The organism is Paenibacillus xylanivorans (genome assembly GCF_001280595.1).
Lineage (GTDB): Bacteria > Bacillota > Bacilli > Paenibacillales > Paenibacillaceae > Paenibacillus > Paenibacillus xylanivorans.
In genome coordinates this window covers 1-17,060 of sequence record NZ_LITU01000015.1, presented here as the reverse complement: position 1 = coordinate 17,060, position 17,060 = coordinate 1, and the positions used below count along the sequence as shown (strand labels likewise).

General features: G+C 46.3%; 16 protein-coding genes. 2 read left to right on the top strand and 14 right to left on the bottom strand.

The window, feature by feature from the left end; all coding sequences use genetic code 11:
* From recJ to AMS66_RS01285, 5 genes are all read right to left on the bottom strand, one after another.
* A partial coding sequence (gene recJ, locus AMS66_RS01305; protein ID WP_236703069.1) for a single-stranded-DNA-specific exonuclease RecJ occupies positions 1-2,031 on the bottom strand: 2,031 nt, incomplete at its 3' end.
* Between the two features lie 39 nt (positions 2,032-2,070).
* Positions 2,071-3,036: a cation diffusion facilitator family transporter gene (locus AMS66_RS01300; RefSeq protein ID WP_053779108.1), complete on the bottom strand. Its 966-nt coding sequence runs from the start codon at positions 3,034-3,036 to the stop codon at positions 2,071-2,073.
* A gap of 74 nt (positions 3,037-3,110) precedes the next feature.
* Positions 3,111-4,019: a protein translocase subunit SecF gene (secF, locus tag AMS66_RS01295; RefSeq protein WP_053779107.1), complete on the bottom strand. Its 909-nt coding sequence runs from the start codon at positions 4,017-4,019 to the stop codon at positions 3,111-3,113.
* Entirely contained in the window at positions 4,009-5,259 is a 1,251-nt protein-coding gene (secD, locus tag AMS66_RS01290; protein WP_053779106.1) for a protein translocase subunit SecD, read from the bottom strand. Before secD ends, secF begins: the two co-directional genes overlap by 11 nt.
* A 91-nt stretch (positions 5,260-5,350) precedes the next feature.
* Positions 5,351-5,590: a post-transcriptional regulator gene (locus tag AMS66_RS01285; protein ID WP_036617497.1), complete on the bottom strand. Its 240-nt coding sequence runs from the start codon at positions 5,588-5,590 to the stop codon at positions 5,351-5,353.
* A gap of 223 nt (positions 5,591-5,813) precedes the next feature.
* On the opposite strand from AMS66_RS01285, the gene spoVB reads away from it, so the two are divergent.
* On the top strand, positions 5,814-7,421 hold the full coding sequence (gene spoVB, locus AMS66_RS01280; protein ID WP_053779104.1) for a stage V sporulation protein B: 1,608 nt from the start codon (positions 5,814-5,816) through the stop codon (positions 7,419-7,421).
* Between the two features lie 2 nt (positions 7,422-7,423).
* Here the strand turns inward: spoVB and AMS66_RS01275 are convergent, their stop codons facing one another.
* The gene (locus AMS66_RS01275; RefSeq protein ID WP_053779182.1) at positions 7,424-8,128 is read right to left on the bottom strand and encodes a DUF421 domain-containing protein; all 705 of its coding nucleotides are present in this window, start codon (positions 8,126-8,128) and stop codon (positions 7,424-7,426) included.
* Positions 8,129-8,356: 228 nt separating this feature from the next.
* On the opposite strand from AMS66_RS01275, the gene AMS66_RS01270 reads away from it, so the two are divergent.
* The gene (locus tag AMS66_RS01270; protein ID WP_053779103.1) at positions 8,357-8,749 is read left to right on the top strand and encodes a TIGR04086 family membrane protein; all 393 of its coding nucleotides are present in this window, start codon (positions 8,357-8,359) and stop codon (positions 8,747-8,749) included.
* Positions 8,750-8,884: 135 nt separating this feature from the next.
* Here AMS66_RS01270 and yajC read toward each other — a convergent pair whose 3' ends face one another.
* From yajC to AMS66_RS01230, 8 genes are all read right to left on the bottom strand, one after another.
* Positions 8,885-9,199, bottom strand: coding sequence for a preprotein translocase subunit YajC (gene yajC / locus AMS66_RS01265; protein WP_053779102.1), 315 nt, complete (start codon positions 9,197-9,199; stop codon positions 8,885-8,887).
* Positions 9,200-9,264: 65 nt separating this feature from the next.
* A complete protein-coding gene (tgt, locus tag AMS66_RS01260) occupies positions 9,265-10,401 on the bottom strand; it encodes a tRNA guanosine(34) transglycosylase Tgt (protein WP_053779101.1) in 1,137 nt (378 codons plus the stop codon).
* 45 nt (positions 10,402-10,446) lie between these two features.
* The gene (gene queA / locus AMS66_RS01255) at positions 10,447-11,475 is read right to left on the bottom strand and encodes a tRNA preQ1(34) S-adenosylmethionine ribosyltransferase-isomerase QueA (protein WP_053779100.1); all 1,029 of its coding nucleotides are present in this window, start codon (positions 11,473-11,475) and stop codon (positions 10,447-10,449) included.
* A 7-nt stretch (positions 11,476-11,482) separates the two neighbouring features.
* The gene (locus tag AMS66_RS01250) at positions 11,483-13,570 is read right to left on the bottom strand and encodes a SpoIID/LytB domain-containing protein (protein ID WP_236703067.1); all 2,088 of its coding nucleotides are present in this window, start codon (positions 13,568-13,570) and stop codon (positions 11,483-11,485) included.
* A 70-nt stretch (positions 13,571-13,640) separates the two neighbouring features.
* A complete protein-coding gene (ruvB, locus tag AMS66_RS01245) occupies positions 13,641-14,651 on the bottom strand; it encodes a Holliday junction branch migration DNA helicase RuvB (protein ID WP_053779099.1) in 1,011 nt (336 codons plus the stop codon).
* A 55-nt stretch (positions 14,652-14,706) separates the two neighbouring features.
* Positions 14,707-15,321, bottom strand: coding sequence for a Holliday junction branch migration protein RuvA (gene ruvA, locus AMS66_RS01240; RefSeq protein ID WP_053779098.1), 615 nt, complete (start codon positions 15,319-15,321; stop codon positions 14,707-14,709).
* Positions 15,318-15,821, bottom strand: coding sequence for a crossover junction endodeoxyribonuclease RuvC (gene ruvC / locus AMS66_RS01235; protein ID WP_053779097.1), 504 nt, complete (start codon positions 15,819-15,821; stop codon positions 15,318-15,320). Before ruvC ends, ruvA begins: the two co-directional genes overlap by 4 nt.
* A 294-nt stretch (positions 15,822-16,115) precedes the next feature.
* A complete protein-coding gene (locus tag AMS66_RS01230; protein WP_053779096.1) occupies positions 16,116-16,808 on the bottom strand; it encodes a BofC C-terminal domain-containing protein in 693 nt (230 codons plus the stop codon).
* Positions 16,809-17,060: the final 252 nt, after the last annotated feature.

The following is a 17,060-nucleotide window of genomic DNA, read 5'->3' as shown; positions in this document are numbered from 1 at the left end:
GATGATATTCTCTACTCCGCTGAATAAGGCCAGCATTGCATCAAGTTGTTCCGGGGTTTCCGGCGTATCAAACACAAATAACGTCCGAACCTGTTCCTGCCCATAATGCTGCGCGGCAGCATTGCACGGAAACAACCCGACCTTTCTATCATATACCCAAAGGCACGGTTCATACAATGAATTTCCCTCGGAAACATCCGTTTCTTTCCGAACAATGGCACCAATAGAGCCTGACTTATATCGTAAATGTATTTCAAGCGAACTCAGGAACTGCTTCATCGCGTTCACAGGCTCCGTACTGCCTCGCAAATCAAATACCTGCGCATGTGGGACTTGAATGTCCTGAAGCATCAATTGTGGTTTCCTCATCCCGTTCCACTCATTAACGGACAATTCGCCCATAACATCAATGATGGAGCCTGGAGGCAGAAACTCAGCTAATGCTCCCTTGCCAAAAGCGACCGTCTCCAGCTGCTGCCCATCCTGCTCCAAAACCAACTTCAGATGACGTTTTTCGCGTCCCATCGTCCGTGTTTCTTTTACAGTCACATGGCGCAATACAAAACGAGGAGAAGGATTACTCATACCAAATGGCTGGAGTCTGTCGATCTCTTGAATGACCTGCAGTGGCACATCACTGATTCTGCATTCGTCATCTGCAAGACGATGGGGGACAAAGTCCTCTTCGGTCAGCACGGATGCCGCAAACTCATTCAGTCCGGCTTCCAGCTCTTCAAGCTGATCACGATGAAGGCTCATGCCTGCTGCAGCCGGGTGACCACCATAATGGTCCATCGTGTGTTTGCAAGCCGTTAATGCCTCATAGATGTCCAGCCCCTCTATTGAGCGTGCTGAGCCTTTACAAGCGCCACTCTCCGGGTCGATACCCAGGATAAGCGTTGGCCGATAGTACCGTTCAAGTAACTTGGAAGCTACGATACCTACCACTCCAACATTCCAACCTTCTCCTGCCAAAACGATGACATCCGGCACTGCTCCGGAGTTAAGCTGAATTTTCTGCTCTAACTGGGCTGTCGCTTCCAGAAGTATGCCCTCAACAACCTGTTGCCTTTCACGATTCAGCAAGTCGAGTTGGCCTGCCAGGGTGTGTGCCTCATCCAGATCCTCGGTTGTAAGCAGTGATACGGCTCTGCCGGCATGATCCAGACGTCCGCTTGCATTAATACGCGGCGCCATTGCAAAGGCAATATTAATTGAGGTGACCTGACTTTGATCCACACCACTAATTTCAAGCAGAGCACTTACACCAGGCAGACGCGTACCACGCATGGATTCAATGCCATAACTTACGATAACCCGGTTCTCGCCTTCCAGAGGCATCAAATCGGCAACCGTACCAATAGCGGCAATTTCCATCCATTCTCCAGGCACTTCTCCGATTAATGCTTGAGCCAGCTTCAACGCTACACCCGCACCGGCTAACCCTTTAAAAGGATAAGGACAGTCTGGGAGCTTGGGATTAATGAGCGTATAAGCCTCAGGCAAAACCTCAGGTGGTTCATGGTGATCCGTCACAATGACTTCCATTCCCAGGGTTGCAGCATAAGCAATCTGCTCAACCGCACTGATTCCAGTATCTACCGTGATCACCAGCGTGACTCCTTGTTGATGAGCCCAATCCAAGGCATGATTGTGTAACCCGTATCCTTCATTGGAACGATGAGGAATATAGATATCGTAGGAAGCCCCGAGATAACGCATCAAATGGATCATCAGGGATGTACTGGATACTCCGTCCGCATCGTAGTCCCCATATATTAAAATATGTTCTTCGCGCTCAATGGCCTGCTGGATTCGGGGCACAGCTTCTTTCATGCCTAGAAGCAGATACGGATCATGCATCTGATTCAGATCAGGATGCAGAAATCGTTCTGCCTCTGATTCATTATGAACCCCCCGACTAACCAGCAAACGTCCAACAAGTGATGAAACGGAAAGCGCCTGCGAGAGTCCCGCAGCCGCCTCCAGATCGATATTCGGTGTGTTCCACCGGTATTGCGAATAAAGCAATGATAACGCTCCTTTCCTGATCTACTGGACCAAGCTTCATTACTGAATTAATGTCGCTTCAGGATCTGGCAGTTCATGATTGGATTTATAAGGATATCCGGGATCATAAGGTACAGCCTGGATCTGTACTTCTTTAACATGACTGAAACGAGTTAAGAGAAGTGTCTTCGCCCGATTTGCAATCTCCTGTGCCTCAAGCACGGAAATTCTGGGGTTCACACTAATGACCAGTTCAATCGTAACATCATGTTCCTGTTCACGTGCTACCAGATGTTCAATCGTAATAATGCCATATACACGCTGCACCGTCTCTTTGAAGTCAAGTGCTTCTTCCTGTTCCAATTCCTGAACAAGTGAACCATATACGGTATCCACAATCATTCTGTACCCTTTATGAAGCACAAAACAGGAAGCTATCAATGCAGCTGCGGGGTCCATATATCGAAGAATACTCCACCCCGTCGTTTCTCCTGTCATGGATCCTACAATGCCGACCAAGACGATAAGTGAACAGTAGAGTGCCCGACGATGTTGCTGTGCGTACGCCAGAGCCTGCGATTGATTTCGTTTACGGAAATATCGGTATTGATATTGAAAGATTGCTTCTTTCACAGCCAGTGCTGCAAAAGCCACCACAAGTGCATGGGTATACTTTTCAAGTGATTCTGGTTCATCTCCAGACAGACTACCCAAAGCGGAGATAGCAATCTGCAAGCCTCCCATAAGAATAAGCACAGACAATAATACCGAAATTCCTGGTCTCGCGATACGTGAATGTTCCTTTGACCGCTCCCTACGAGCCTTTCTTTTTGTTTGTACAGACTTCGAGGGAAAGAGGCCGGACAATGAAGAAGCAGCTTCTGAAGCAGAGTGCAGGCCGTCTGCAAGCAACGATTTGCTGTTTGCCATATAACCGAACCCAGCCTTGATTACTGCGAGTGTCAAATTCCCGGCGATCCCGCTCCACGTGGCAGCGTGAACAGAAGGGAAACGTTCTCTGGTCATGGCGATGCCCCCCTTAATACTCTACCTAAAGTTGCAAAACCGCGCCTGGCAGACGCGGCTTGACAATACAATGTTTAGTTGGATGCTTTGACAGCTGCTTTAGGTTTCTCTTTTTGTTTACCTTTGAGCACCAGCCACAATGGAGCGGCGATGTAAATAGAAGAATATGCACCGAACAATGTTCCGATGACCATAGCAAGTGAGAACATGCGAATGGATTCTCCACCAAAGATAAACAAGCATAGCGAAGCGATAAACACGGTGAATGTTGTATTCAGGGAACGTGTCATGGTTTGCGCCAAACTGCGGTTGACTACTTCACGCAAATCGGCTTTTGTAGTCTTTTTAGCAAAACGCATATTCTCTCGAATTCGGTCGAAGATAACGATTGTATCATTGATCGAGAACCCGACAATGGTCAGTACAGCCGTAATGAAGGTCAGATTCACTTCCAGTCGGAAGATCGAGAACACACTAATAACTACAAATGCGTCATGGAAGAGCGCAATTACAGCAGCCAAACCAAACCGCCATTCAAATCGGATGGCTACATAGATCATAATCCCGATACTTGCGATGAGAACCGCGTATATGGCATTGCGTTCAAGCTCCTTTGCCATCTCCGGGTCTACCGTGTTGACTTCATAAGAAGCAGTTGAATCCAGCTTGGTGAACTCTTGCTTAAACTTGCTTTCCTGATTCTCATCCAGTACGTTCGAGAAACGAACGTTAACCCGATCAGCACCAGTTGTAATATGAACATCCTTTGTGTCAATACCCAGGTCACTAACAATGGGCTTAATTTGTTCCGTAGTGATCGCTTTAGATACCGTAATATCCACATTTGAACCTGAGCGGAAATCTACCGCATAATTCAATCCCAAGGCCAAAATGCTGATAATACCTGCAATCGTCAAAATGATGGAAAAGGCATAGGCAATTTTACTACCTTTAACATAATCAAAATTCCAATTAAAGCGCACGAATTTCACTCTCCTTCACTCCGAAGTACTTAGGCTTCTTCAACACGTTAGCCCGCACAAGCAGGGTCAACAGGAAGCGGGAGAAGAAAATATTCGTGATAATACTGGTTACGATATCAAAAATCAGTACCAATGCGAAACCTTTAACCGCACCTGTACCCATGAAGAACATCACTGAAGCAGCAATGATCGTCGTTATGTTGGAGTCAATGATGGTACGGAATGAACTCTTACCACCAGCTCTAACCGAAGACAATATCGACTTGCCACTACGCATTTCTTCCTTGATCCGCTCGTACGTGATGATGTTGGCATCCACGGCCATCCCTATACCCAGGATAAATGCCGCGATCCCTGGAAGGGTAAGTACGAATTCCCCCATATAGAAGATTGCAAGTACCAGCCACGTATGTGTGATCAAGGAAAAGCTCGCAATAATCCCCGGAATACGGTACAAACCAATCATGAACACCAAGATAATTACGGAACCAATTAATCCCGCTTTTATCGTCTGGTCCAGAGATAGCTTACCAAGCGTTGCACCAACGCTTTGAGAGTACTTCTCTGTCAGTTTCAACGGCAACGCGCCCAAATTAATAGTATCACGAAGCTGATTGGCTTCCTCACGTGAGTAGTTACCCGTGATTTGTGCTGAGCCGTCACTCAACTGCTGTTTAACTTCTGGTGCTGAAAGCAACTGATCATCCAAATAGATGGCAAGAAGTTGTCCAACCAAACGTTTAGTAATTTCAGAAAATTTGGCTTTATCCTTCACTTTAATGTCGATCATCGGCTCATTCAAACTTGTAAAAACAACCTTGGCCCCATTCTCGACAAAATCATTTCCGCGAAGCTCGATCTTGGAGTATTCTCCTTCCTTGTCATTCGGAGCTTTACTCCGGAAGGTCAGAACAGCAGGTTCTTTCATTTTGGATCTGACTTCAGCCTCATCGGTAACCCCGGCCAGCTTCAAGCGGATCCGGTTTGTTCCTTCAGTTGTTACTTCCGGCTCGCTTGTTCCGAGCGCATTGGCACGGCTCTCCAAACTTTTTGCTGTTTGCACCAAAGATGCTTTAGTGACTTGTTGTCCTTGTTCCAGCGGCTCTGCTTCATATAAGATCTCGTAGCCTCCTTTTAAATCAAGGCCCAAGCGTATATTTTTGAGCAGCCCTGGACTTGTGCCCAACATTACTCCTGCGGTCACAAGCACGACCAAAATGAAACTGACGATTCTTTTCATGCCGTTCCTAGATCCCCTTTCGTTCTCAATATTCCTATTATAGCGATGCCGTAAAAAGCAGTCAATTTCCAACAAAAAAGATCCCTTTCGTTTAGAAAGAGGACCCCCGGTATGCAGACACGGTCATAAAGTTCATAAAGCTTGTTGCTTTCAGTGACAATATGTCGTTCACCAGTTGGTGAAGCGGTGGAATGCCCTGCTTTTCATATTTATGACTGACGCAATTCCAGACATCTTTGCTGGTGACATATTCGTAACCGACAAGCCTTAATTCCTCTGCTTTGCTGCGGCAGAGCATCTCTATAGACTGTTCCAACTCCACATCATTCATTTCCTCCAACGGGGAGCCTCCCTTCATACATCCAAGCCTTTATGCGGCATCAATATTACATCATTCGACTTTACCTGATCATATTCCTCCTTGCTGGCGATGGATCTTTTTGTTAATCGTGTCCAAGTTGTCATGAGAAGATATTGGACTGGCATAGGATGAAGAACGAGGGATTTGTCCCGTTTATGAAAATCTGCACTCCAACCGGGAAAGAGGGGTAGTCTTGAAGAAACAGACATTTATCCAGGGAGCCATGATCCTGCTCGCCGCAGGCATTATTAATCGGATTCTCGGGTTCATCCCGCGCATTGTGCTGCCACGGGTCATCGGTGCAGAAGGTGTTGGCATCTACCAACTGAGCTATCCCTTTTTCATCGTACTCGTCACATTGATCACTGGTGGTATTCCATTGGCCGTAGCCAAGCTCGTAGCCGAAGCGGATACAGGTGCCAACCGTTATTCACCCCAACGGATTCTGCAAATCAGCCTGAGCTTCACACTGACCCTTGGTGTTGTGTTTATGTTTTTGTGCATTATTTTCGCTCCATGGGTCACCCGGTATGTTCTGACCGATGAGAGGGTCTACCACACATTTGTCAGCATGAGCCCTATGATTGCCATTATCGCCGTATCTGCAGTCTACAGAGGTTATTTCCAGGGAAAGCAAAACATGATGCCTACAGCTGTTTCGTCGATCGTTGAAACGGTCATTCGCATTATCTGTGTGATCTGGTTTTCCTGGCTCCTCTTGCCCAAAGGAATTGCCCAAGCTGCAGCAGGAGCCATGCTGGGAGCTCTTGTCGGTGAATTCTTCGGTATGCTCGTATTATTGTGGAACTATGCCAGACAGAAGAAATATCTCGATCAACATCAGCCCATGCTCAAATCTCCAATCGAAGCCAAACCTGCAGTCTTAAAGAACTCAACCGGATCAGAGCCTGGACTTCTTCGTCGTTTACTCGCGATTTCCGTACCGGTAACTGCCGGGAGGTTAGTTGGTTCCCTATCCTATCTCGCTGAGACAATTGTAACCGCACAGAGTCTAGCTATTGCAGGTATCTCCAAAGGGCTCGCCACGGCCCAGTATGGTGCATTACAAGGCATGATTATACCGCTACTTCTACTGCCGGGAGCACTAACATCCTCCTTAGCCACATCACTTGTTCCTTCATTGTCTGAGGCCTCGGCTCAAGGTGACCGTGCGCTCATTCATAAACGGATGCATCAGGCTTTGCGGCTAGCACTTGTAACGGGTGCTCCATTTTCTGTTTTTATGTATGTGCTTGCCGAACCGATGTGTCTCGTCCTGTATAATGATGCATCGATTGGAAGCATGCTCAAGCTCATGGCTCCTTTTGCTTTATTTATCTACATTCAAGCTCCTCTTCAAGCCGCTCTTCAGGCACTTGATCGTCCGGGGAAAGCACTGCTTAATACGTTTATTGGTGCTGTCATCAAAATTACATTGATTTTGGTACTCGCCTCCCGGCCGGAATACGGTATTTTTGGAGCAGTGATTGCCATTTGTGTAAATTCAACGGTCGTTACTCTTTTACATGCTAGAAGTGTGCGTAGCCTGTTACAGTTCCGTTTCAAAATGATGGATTGGGTTAAAACAGCCTTTGGTATGGTCATTATGGGCGCCGCCACTCTGTTGATTTACGAGCAGACTGCGACCCTGCTTCCTTTTTGGCTCAGAATGCTTCTAGCACCCCTTGTTGGTTTGATCGTTTATTTCATTGTTATGGGCTGGACCAAAATGATAGATTTTCACGATCTTTCCCGTGCTCCCATTATCGGTTCCTGGTTTAAACGCCGTTCCCGTAAATAAATTCACTTTTCATCTTTCAAACTTACGTATACCTTTCCGTTATGGTCGATGGAACATAAAAATACATCTTTGAAATCAAGAATTCCCTTCCCCTGCATCTGATTTTTAAGCCAAAACCGTGTTTTCTGAATCAGCTCAAGATTCTGGTCTTGCACTTTACCATCCATGATCAGGGGCAGGGGCAGCCCTTCATATTTGATATTTTGGAATCCGTCAACCTTTTCTTTCCTCGCTTTTTGAATGCTATTTATAGTTCCATCCTTGCCAGAGGCATTATTGCCACTGGAGGAGGACTGATTTTTGGGAAAAACGGTTAACTTGCCTGTCGTCTCCAAAATGGCAAATTCCACTTCACCAATGCTGTCGATATTCTGTTCACGCAACTGAAGCAGAAGGTCATCCAGGTTATACCGCTGCTTGCGCATCTCATCCCGATGCAATGTTCCTTTAGATATCAACACAGTGGGTTTTCCATCAATCATTAGCCGTAACTTACGGCTCTTGAGACTGAGAAAAGCCATGACAATCTGCACGACAAGTACTGTCAGCATGGGCACAATGCCATGGAATAGTGGTTTGTCGATATCCTCAATCACAAATGCCGCTATCTCTGCAAGCATAATGGATACGACCAGATCGAACATGGACAGCTTCCCAATTTCTCGTTTTCCCATCAGTCTGATTGCACCGTATACAATAAAATACATCAGTATGGTTCGAAAGACATGTGCTCCGACATCTGCAAAGTTCACAACAGGGTTCCTCCTTCGGATCTGGATTTTATACAGGTACCTGAAGCGTAATCCCTATTTTGGCCTGAAGCTTACATGCTCATGCAAATATAAACCGTTCATTTAATGGAAAATTCAGTTCATAAGTCGGAAGGCTTGACCATACACTGTATTAATTTCATACTTGTACAAGGGGGTTGCTTCATGCAGTTGATTCGCCGAATGGTTTCATTTCGAATGTCTAACCCGATTCTTTCGGGCCTCTGTCATGCCTTTGTGTGGATGATGTTAGGCGCACTGATTCTATCCTTCTTTCTCTGGATGACCGGAATGCGGGAACAGGATCTTTCCCTGTATACGTACGTTGTACATGGCTTGTCCTTGCTGGTCGGTGGATTTGTATCTGGCAAAAGGTCAGGTGAGAGAGGCTGGTACCACGGAGGTATTACCGGAATCGTCTACGGACTAATTGTATTGCTAATTGGATTTCTGGCACTCGACGCCTCATTCAATTGGAAAGACAGTCTGCAACTTGCAAGTGCTTTCCTGATTTCTGCACTAGGCGGTATATTTGGAGTCAACACACGAAGATCATAGAAAATAATCGGGGTATGACGGTTACTTGAAAAAAGAAAAAGAGAACCGGGTCTCCAAGGAGATCCAGTTCTCTGACAATGAAGAATACGCTGCAAACGTACTCATAGCCTAACAGGCTTATTGAACATCTATGATTTATTCAGCCGTCGTTTCACGGGCAACTGCACTGCTGATCGCATTACGATCGAATGTCAGTTTAGTTACATCGTTTACACGCAATACAACCACATCATCCGTGATTTCAGCAATCGTTCCGTGAAGACCACCAATTGTAACAATTTTATCGCCTTTTTTCAATTGACCTAACATGGAATTACGTTGCTTTTGTTTTTTGTTCTGTGGACGAATCATCAAGAAGTAAAAAATCGCAACCATGAGTACCAGAGGTACAATCAAAGATACAATTCCACCGCCTGCATTTCCCGTTGTTGCTGTTAATCCTTGGAACATTCAAACTCCCCCTTATCAACTATACGTACAGATAATACGTGTTTCTCCGGTTCCGCAAAACCTGATTAGAAACCTTTGTCATTGTCATGAAGACCATATTGATCGAAAAATTCATCCCGGAAATCAAGCAAACGATCTTCCATTATGGCTTTACGCACATTGCGCATCAAATTCTGCAAGAAATGAAGATTGTGGATGGTCGTCAAACGCAAGCCAAACGTTTCATCCGCTTTGATTAAATGACGCAAATAGGCTCTTGAATAGTTACGACAAGTATAGCAATCACATTCAGGATCCAGTGGACCAAAATCGGTTGCAAACTTGGCATTGCGAACTACCAGACGTCCTTCGCTGGTCATCGTTGTTCCGTTACGGGCAATTCGGGTAGGCAGAACACAATCGAACATGTCCACTCCGCGAATCGATCCCTCAATCAATGCATCGGGTGAACCTACACCCATTAAATAGCGTGGTTTATTGGAAGGCAACAAAGGAAGTGTGTAATCCAATACGCCATACATTAAATGTTTCGGTTCTCCAACACTCAGTCCACCAATAGCATAACCCGGGAAATCCATGGAAGTCAAATCTGCTGCGCTTTGGCGGCGAAGATCTTCGTGCATGCCCCCCTGTACGATGGCGAACAGCCCTTGATCATTTGGACGAGCATGACTTTCCAGACAACGTTCTGCCCAACGGCTCGTTCTTTCAAGTGATTTCTTCACATATTCATATTCAGCCGGATACGGCGGACACTCATCAAATGCCATCATAATATCGGAGCCCAGTGCATTCTGAATTTCCATGGCAACTTCAGGTGAAAGAAACTTTTTGTCTCCATTCAGATGGGAGCGGAAGTTAACGCCTTCCTCCGTAATTTTGCGCATCTCACTCAGAGAAAACACTTGGAACCCACCGCTATCAGTCAGAATTGGGCGATCCCAGTTCATGAACTTGTGCAGGCCACCAGCCTGACGAATGATTTCATGTCCCGGTCTCAGGAAAAGGTGATAGGTATTGCTCAGAATAATCTGAGCATCCATCTCTTTAAGCTCTTCTGGACTCATCGTCTTCACCGTCGCCTGTGTTCCTACAGGCATGAAGGTTGGTGTCTCAATAATACCGTGAGGTGTATGTACACGTCCCAAACGGGCTCCGGATTGTTTACAGGTTTTGATATGTTCATACGTAATTGCTGCCATTGGTTTTAATCATCCTCTAAAAATTAATCGTAATACCTTCACATATTAATAAATCAACATTGCATCGCCAAAGCTAAAGAAACGGTATTGTTCTTTAATCGCTTCCTCATATGCATGCATAATTTGTTCTCTGCCCGCAAGTGCACTGACCAGCATAACCAACGTGGATTTGGGGAGATGAAAATTCGTAAGCATTCCGTCGATCACCTTGAACGTATATCCCGGATAGATAAAGATTTTGGTCCAGCCGCTGCTCTCTTGCAACTGCCCGTCTTCAAACTTGCTCCCCACCGTTTCAAGTGTTCGACAACTCGTCGTTCCTACAGCAAATATACGGTTGCCACGTTTTTTCGTTTCATTAATTAAATCCGCCGTCTCTTGAGACAAGGAGTAGTATTCCTCATGCATGACATGCTCTTCAACAATGTCAACCGACATGGGCCGAAATGTTCCGAGTCCCACGTGAAGCGTGATGAAAGCTACATTAACTCCTTTATCCCGAATCCGGTTCAGCAGTTCATCCGTAAAATGCAATCCTGCTGTCGGTGCTGCGGCAGATCCTTCATGTTTCGCATATACCGTTTGATACCTTTCGCGGTCATCCAGCGTCTCTCTGATATAAGGAGGCAAAGGCATTTCACCCAGACGATCCAGAATCTCCTGAAAGATTCCATCATATGAGAACGTAAGCAAACGTGCTCCCATTTCACCTTCTTCATCAATAACAGCCCTGAGCTCGTCGCTAAAAACGATCACTGAACCGGCTTTCAGCTTCTTGCCTGGTTTAACCAGAGCTTCCCAGCGATCGCCCTCCACGTTTTTGAGCAGAAGTACTTCGGCCTTTGCTCCCGTATCCTCTTTGGTTCCGAACAACCGGGCCGGAAGAACACGTGTATCATTCAACACCAGTGTATCTCCAGGCTGAAGGAAGTGGATAATATCAGGAAACGTATGATGGTTAACCTCACCGCTCTCCTTATTCAAAGTCAGCAACCGGGACGCCGTGCGGTCAAGCAGTGGCGTCTGTGCAATCAGTTGCTCCGGTAATTCAAAATCATATAAGTTCACATTCATATTAGATTCATTCCTTAACAATAGTCGCATTTTGATAATAGTGTTTCAATATTGCCTGGTAATCATACCCTTCATCCGCCATGCCTTTGGCACCCCATTGGGACAAGCCTAATCCGTGCCCGTTGCCCTGACCGATGAACATGAAGCTTTGCCCTTGAGTTACAGCTCGGGCTTGACCATCACCATTCATAACCACAAGAGCATTACTGGATGAAGTTCCTGTGCCAGAGGCAGATAATACAGCAGCACCCTGTGAGCCGGTTTTGCTTGCTGTTTTGCCGTCAGCGCCTAATACAGTATAACTTCCGGTCCCTGCAATATCAAATAAAGTGCTCGGTAATCCACCTAAAGCGGAGCGGTATGTATCTGCATATTTTACCGTCATGGGCTGGCCGTTAGCTGTAACTTCAAGTGCTCTTCCTGATGGCCCACGTTTGGTCACTTCCAGCGTTGAAATCGAAGATGGAACAGAAGAAGTCGTTTTACCCTGCAGAGATTTAACCAACTGGGCTGACGTGAACGGTCCTCTTACCCAAGCATAATCATTGGATTGGGGCACTTTGGCCAGAACAACAGCCTCATTGCCTGGATTTATCTTCGCTACTGGTTCAACATTGGATTGAATTAACGGAACGGGACGCACATTGGTATTTTGGGCAGTAACCGTCACTTTGGCTAAACCTGCATCCGTTTTGGTCGCTAATTCTTTCACATTATCCTCGCGGATATATCCACTGACTCCTGTACTCAACAGCACATGATACCATGTTTGTAATCCTGCTTGTGCCGATGTATCTCCAGGACTATCCACGTTACTGAACACACCCGCGCCTCCATTCCATACTTCGGAAGGATCAGCTGTCTGCCCACCCGCATTGGAAGAGAACACAGCTTCGACGATTTTACCACCGCTCTTAACCACTTCTCCTGCAGTCGCATCAACCGCGCTGGAGACTTTATCATTCTCTGAACCCATTCCGTTGTATGCCTGACTGAGCGTGGTATCCACGACATTGGCAATTTTGAAACGGTCCCCCTGTTGAAGCGCATAAGAGCGTGCAGCAACAGCCTGTACCTTCAGCGCTTCTGCTGGCCAGGATGAATAAACTTCTGCACCAACAACGGAGTATAAATATTGCTCCAGTGGAACTACATTAACCAAAGCCAAATCGCCGCTTATAATGCTAATTTCCATGTCACCGCGATATGTCCGCCCGGAACGTTCCACCACTTTGATTCCACTGCCGTCTCCTTGCACAAATGCCCTGGCTTCACTGCCGGCAATGGTGTAATGCGGGGCTGTTTTAAGTGTATCCGTACTTAACCCGGCATCCTGGCGGATGATAAGCGCAGCACTATTACTGTTTACCGGAGATAGGGTTACTCCTGGAACAATGGCTTCCACACTCTTTTTTAATGTTGCCAGTTCAGCATCTGTTGAGGCTTCGCCAACCCATACGGTATACCCTTGACTTCCTCCATCCAGTTGAAGCCCAGTATAGGAACTAACTCCTGCCGACGAAAAGGACGTTTGCGCTGCTTCTGCCTCTTGAAGCGAACTGTAAACTCCTGCAGATAGGCGCTTGCTGCCCGTCACCGCTGGTTTTTGTCCACCCAGTTGGGTTGCGGCCACTTTTTGTACGCGTGCTACAGCTTGTCCGGCCAACGCTTCTGTTGCATAGTTACCGGTGTAGAGCTGATAAGTTGTTTTACCATTCAGAGACGTTGTAAACAACAATGGTTTATCGCTGGTGGCCTGCAACAATTTTGCAGCTGCTGCCGCCGTTTTGAAATCCCCTGTTTCCAACACTTTGACGCGGAATCCATCCGCACTGAAACGGATTTGTCCTGCTGGCAGAGTTATACTTGCTCCGCTTTCCGAACCGATATTCCATTTCCCACTCGACTCAAGCGTAATCAATGGTGTAGTCGATTTATACGTGCTTCCCAGGTTCGCAAACATGGCTACCCGGATCATCTGCCCATCACTTTCAGCGGCATAAACAGGCACTTGCAGACACCCTACCGTCAACAGAGCGGCGGCCAACACCTTCAAACGCCGACTCCACTTCTTTGTTTGCATTGCTTTCCTCACGATCAGTCTCCTCCCCATGTTTGTCCCAAGTTGTATATAGAGATGAATCTCATTGATATATAATCACAAATTATTTGGCGTCTCTCGGTGGAACTGGCAGACCCAGATGATGATAGGCCAGATCCGTTACAATTCTGCCTCTCGGTGTACGTTGAAGCATGCCAATCTGCAGCAAATAGGGCTCGTAAACATCCTCAATAGTCTGACTCTCTTCACCAATCGTAGCGGCAATCGTATCCAGACCCACTGGCCCCCCCCGGAAACTGTTAATCATTGACTTGAGCATCTTGTGATCGATCTCGTCCAGACCGCGCGGATCAATCTGAAGACGCTGCAGCGCTTCTTCGGCCAGTGCCTGTGTGATAATTCCATCACCCCGTACCTGAGCAAAGTCACGCACTCTTTTTAACAGTCGATTGGCAATCCTTGGCGTCCCACGAGAGCGCAGTGCGATCTCTTCCGCAGCATTACCAACAATCTCCACCCCTAGAATTTCTGAGGCTCGTGAGACGATATAGGCCAGCTCATCCACCGTGTAGAATTCCAGCCGACTAATAACACCAAATCGGTCTCTGAGAGGCGCAGACAGCAAGCCTGCGCGGGTTGTAGCACCAATCAGTGTAAACGATGGCAGATCAAGACGAACGGAGCGGGCACTTGGGCCTTTTCCGATCATAATATCCAACGCGAAGTCTTCCATGGCAGGATACATCACTTCTTCTACTGTCCGATGAAGGCGATGAATCTCATCAATAAATAGGACATCCCCTTCTTGCAGGTTTGTGAGCAACGCAGCCAAATCACCTGGTCGTTCAATTGCTGGTCCCGATGTTGTTCGCAAGTTAACACCCAATTCGTTGGCAATGATATTGGCAAGTGTCGTTTTACCAAGTCCAGGCGGCCCATATAACAACACATGATCAAGCGCCTCATTACGCATTTTGGCGGCTTCAATGTATATTTTCAAATTCTCCTTGACCTGATTCTGCCCGATATATTCATTCAAATACCGGGGACGAAGGCTCAGCTCCACAGCTTGATCTTCCATCATCAGGTTCGCGGAAATAATCCGGTCATCCATGTTCATCCCTACCTTTTTTATGCGGCTTACTGCTCTATTATAGAGGCAAAGTTAATTATCCTGTAAACAGCATTTGCAGTGCCCGTTTCATCAACACATCAACAGAATCGGCCGAAGTAACATCCTTCTTCAGTTTGAGCCATACTTTATCCAGTTCACTCTCGGTATAACCCAGCGCCTTAAGACCTTCACGTGCCTCATCCCAGGCAGAGCCGCTTCCTGCTTCTTCCGAAGGAGGAGCAAACAAACCTGTTGCATACGTGGCAGCACCGAAACCATCCAACTTGTCCTTAAGGTCCAGTATCATGCGCTGCGCTGTTTTCTTACCAATCCCCGGCAGTTTGGTCAGGAACGTCAGATTCTCTTGATAAATGGCAGTCACGACATGATCCGGTGTACCTCCAGCAAGTATACCCAGAGCAACTTTGGGTCCAATACCTGATACCTCGATCAGCTTGCGAAATAACTTCTGTTCCTCCCGAGTAGCAAAACCAAACAGCAACATCGCATCTTCACGTACATGGTGATGGGTATACACCATAATTTCGCCTTCGTGCTTCGCAAATGCAAAAGGATTCGGACAGAACACACGATAACCGACTCCATGCACATCAAGCACAATATATTCATTCTCCAGATGTACGAACTGTCCTCTTAGAAAATCAATCATTTTCGCAATACCTCATTCAACTTGGAATTTAATGTATATGAGTGTGCATGACACACCGCTACAGCCAAAGCATCTGCTACGTCATCCGGCTTCGGAATCACCTGTAAACGCAAAAACATTTTGACCATCTCCTGCACTTGCCGTTTCTCTGCTTTTCCGTATCCAACAATCGCCTGCTTAATCTGCATCGGAGTATACTCGGCAATAGGCAGCCCCTTCTGGGCAGCAGCCAGTACCATGACACCTCTCGCCTGACTGACAGACATCGCTGTTGTGACGTTACGATTGAAAAAAAGTTTCTCCAGCGCAACCGCGTCCGGTTTATATTTATCAATCAGCTGTACCATGCCCTCATATACATGAAGTAGTCGTTCCTCTTCAGGGGTATGAGCTTCAGTCTGAATACAGCCGTATTGTACAGGTGTTACCTTACTGCCGATTTTATCCACAAAACCAAAACCGACAATCGCAATCCCCGGGTCAATTCCCAAAAAACGCAAATCCATCTCTCCCTTACAAAAGCGAACATATGTATCGTTCATTTCATTATAACAAAAGATAGACCCTACGGCAGGAAAAACTTTGTCCTTCCATATACTCGCCTGAATTCGTGAATAACCTGCTATCGCTATCTCCCATATTTAGGTGTTTCGGTCATGGAACGACAAAAAGGACATCTTTCGATGTCCTTCGATCCATTTCGTATGTTGTATAACCTGTAAATAGACTTTAAGCAGGTGCTTCTTCTCTACGTGATGTTAACAAATAGATTCAATGCAGATCAGCCTGTTTCTTTATCCGCCATTACGGATTTCTTTATTGGCTTCATCCACCGCATAATCGCTGAACGTCGAGATCACACTGTCATACTCATCCTTGTCCTGAATACGGATACCCTGCTGCAATTGCTCCAACACACCTTCAGGCAATGATGTCTCCAACGTGCCTACGTCCATTTGAAAAAAAGTACGAATGACTTTCTCTTCTTCAGGTCGCCCTTCATAAAGGTTGAGATTGCCCACAGCATCGATGCTAATATACGCCTGCTCTTTACATAATGAAGAAAGATCATCCACATGTTGCTTAATCCGTAACACTTCTGCCGATTCAACCTGAGCATCCCAATCTGGATGTTGAACGAGCAGCATCTTCAATTGAGGAATTGCCATCTTACCTAATTGTTCCGTTTCTACCCCACAGATATATTGCGTCTCCAATACAACACTCGTTAAACGGTCCGGATCAGACCCGAGTTGTTCCATCAAAGTCTGAATTTCTTGCTCAGACCTTTGTTCACTCGTAGCAGGTCCCATTACAGATACAGCCTCACTGAAATTGGTCGTTAGTAAACGCTCGATCGAAGAAGAAATCGGCAAGCCACTGTAAGCCAGTATGGCTACGGCAACCAACGCTGCAGTCATCCACAATGTTCGTTTCCACCGACGCCAGCGTCTCTTGAATTGTTTTTTGAAGTTAAACGTGTTCACATGAACCCCTTCTATCACTTTTTAAACCTATTGTGACCGAAAGAACTGGGGTTTATGCAATATTAACCTAAGGCACCAACAATGCGCTGCGCCTGAGCACTAACAGGATGAAAGCTATATCTATTCCTTATTAAAAGATGTTATGACTTATTATTGATTAGAATACTTTAAAATATAAATAAAAAGACGGACTATCTATGAAAAGATAGTCCGTCTTTTTTGAGATCGGGATGACACGATTTGAACATGCGA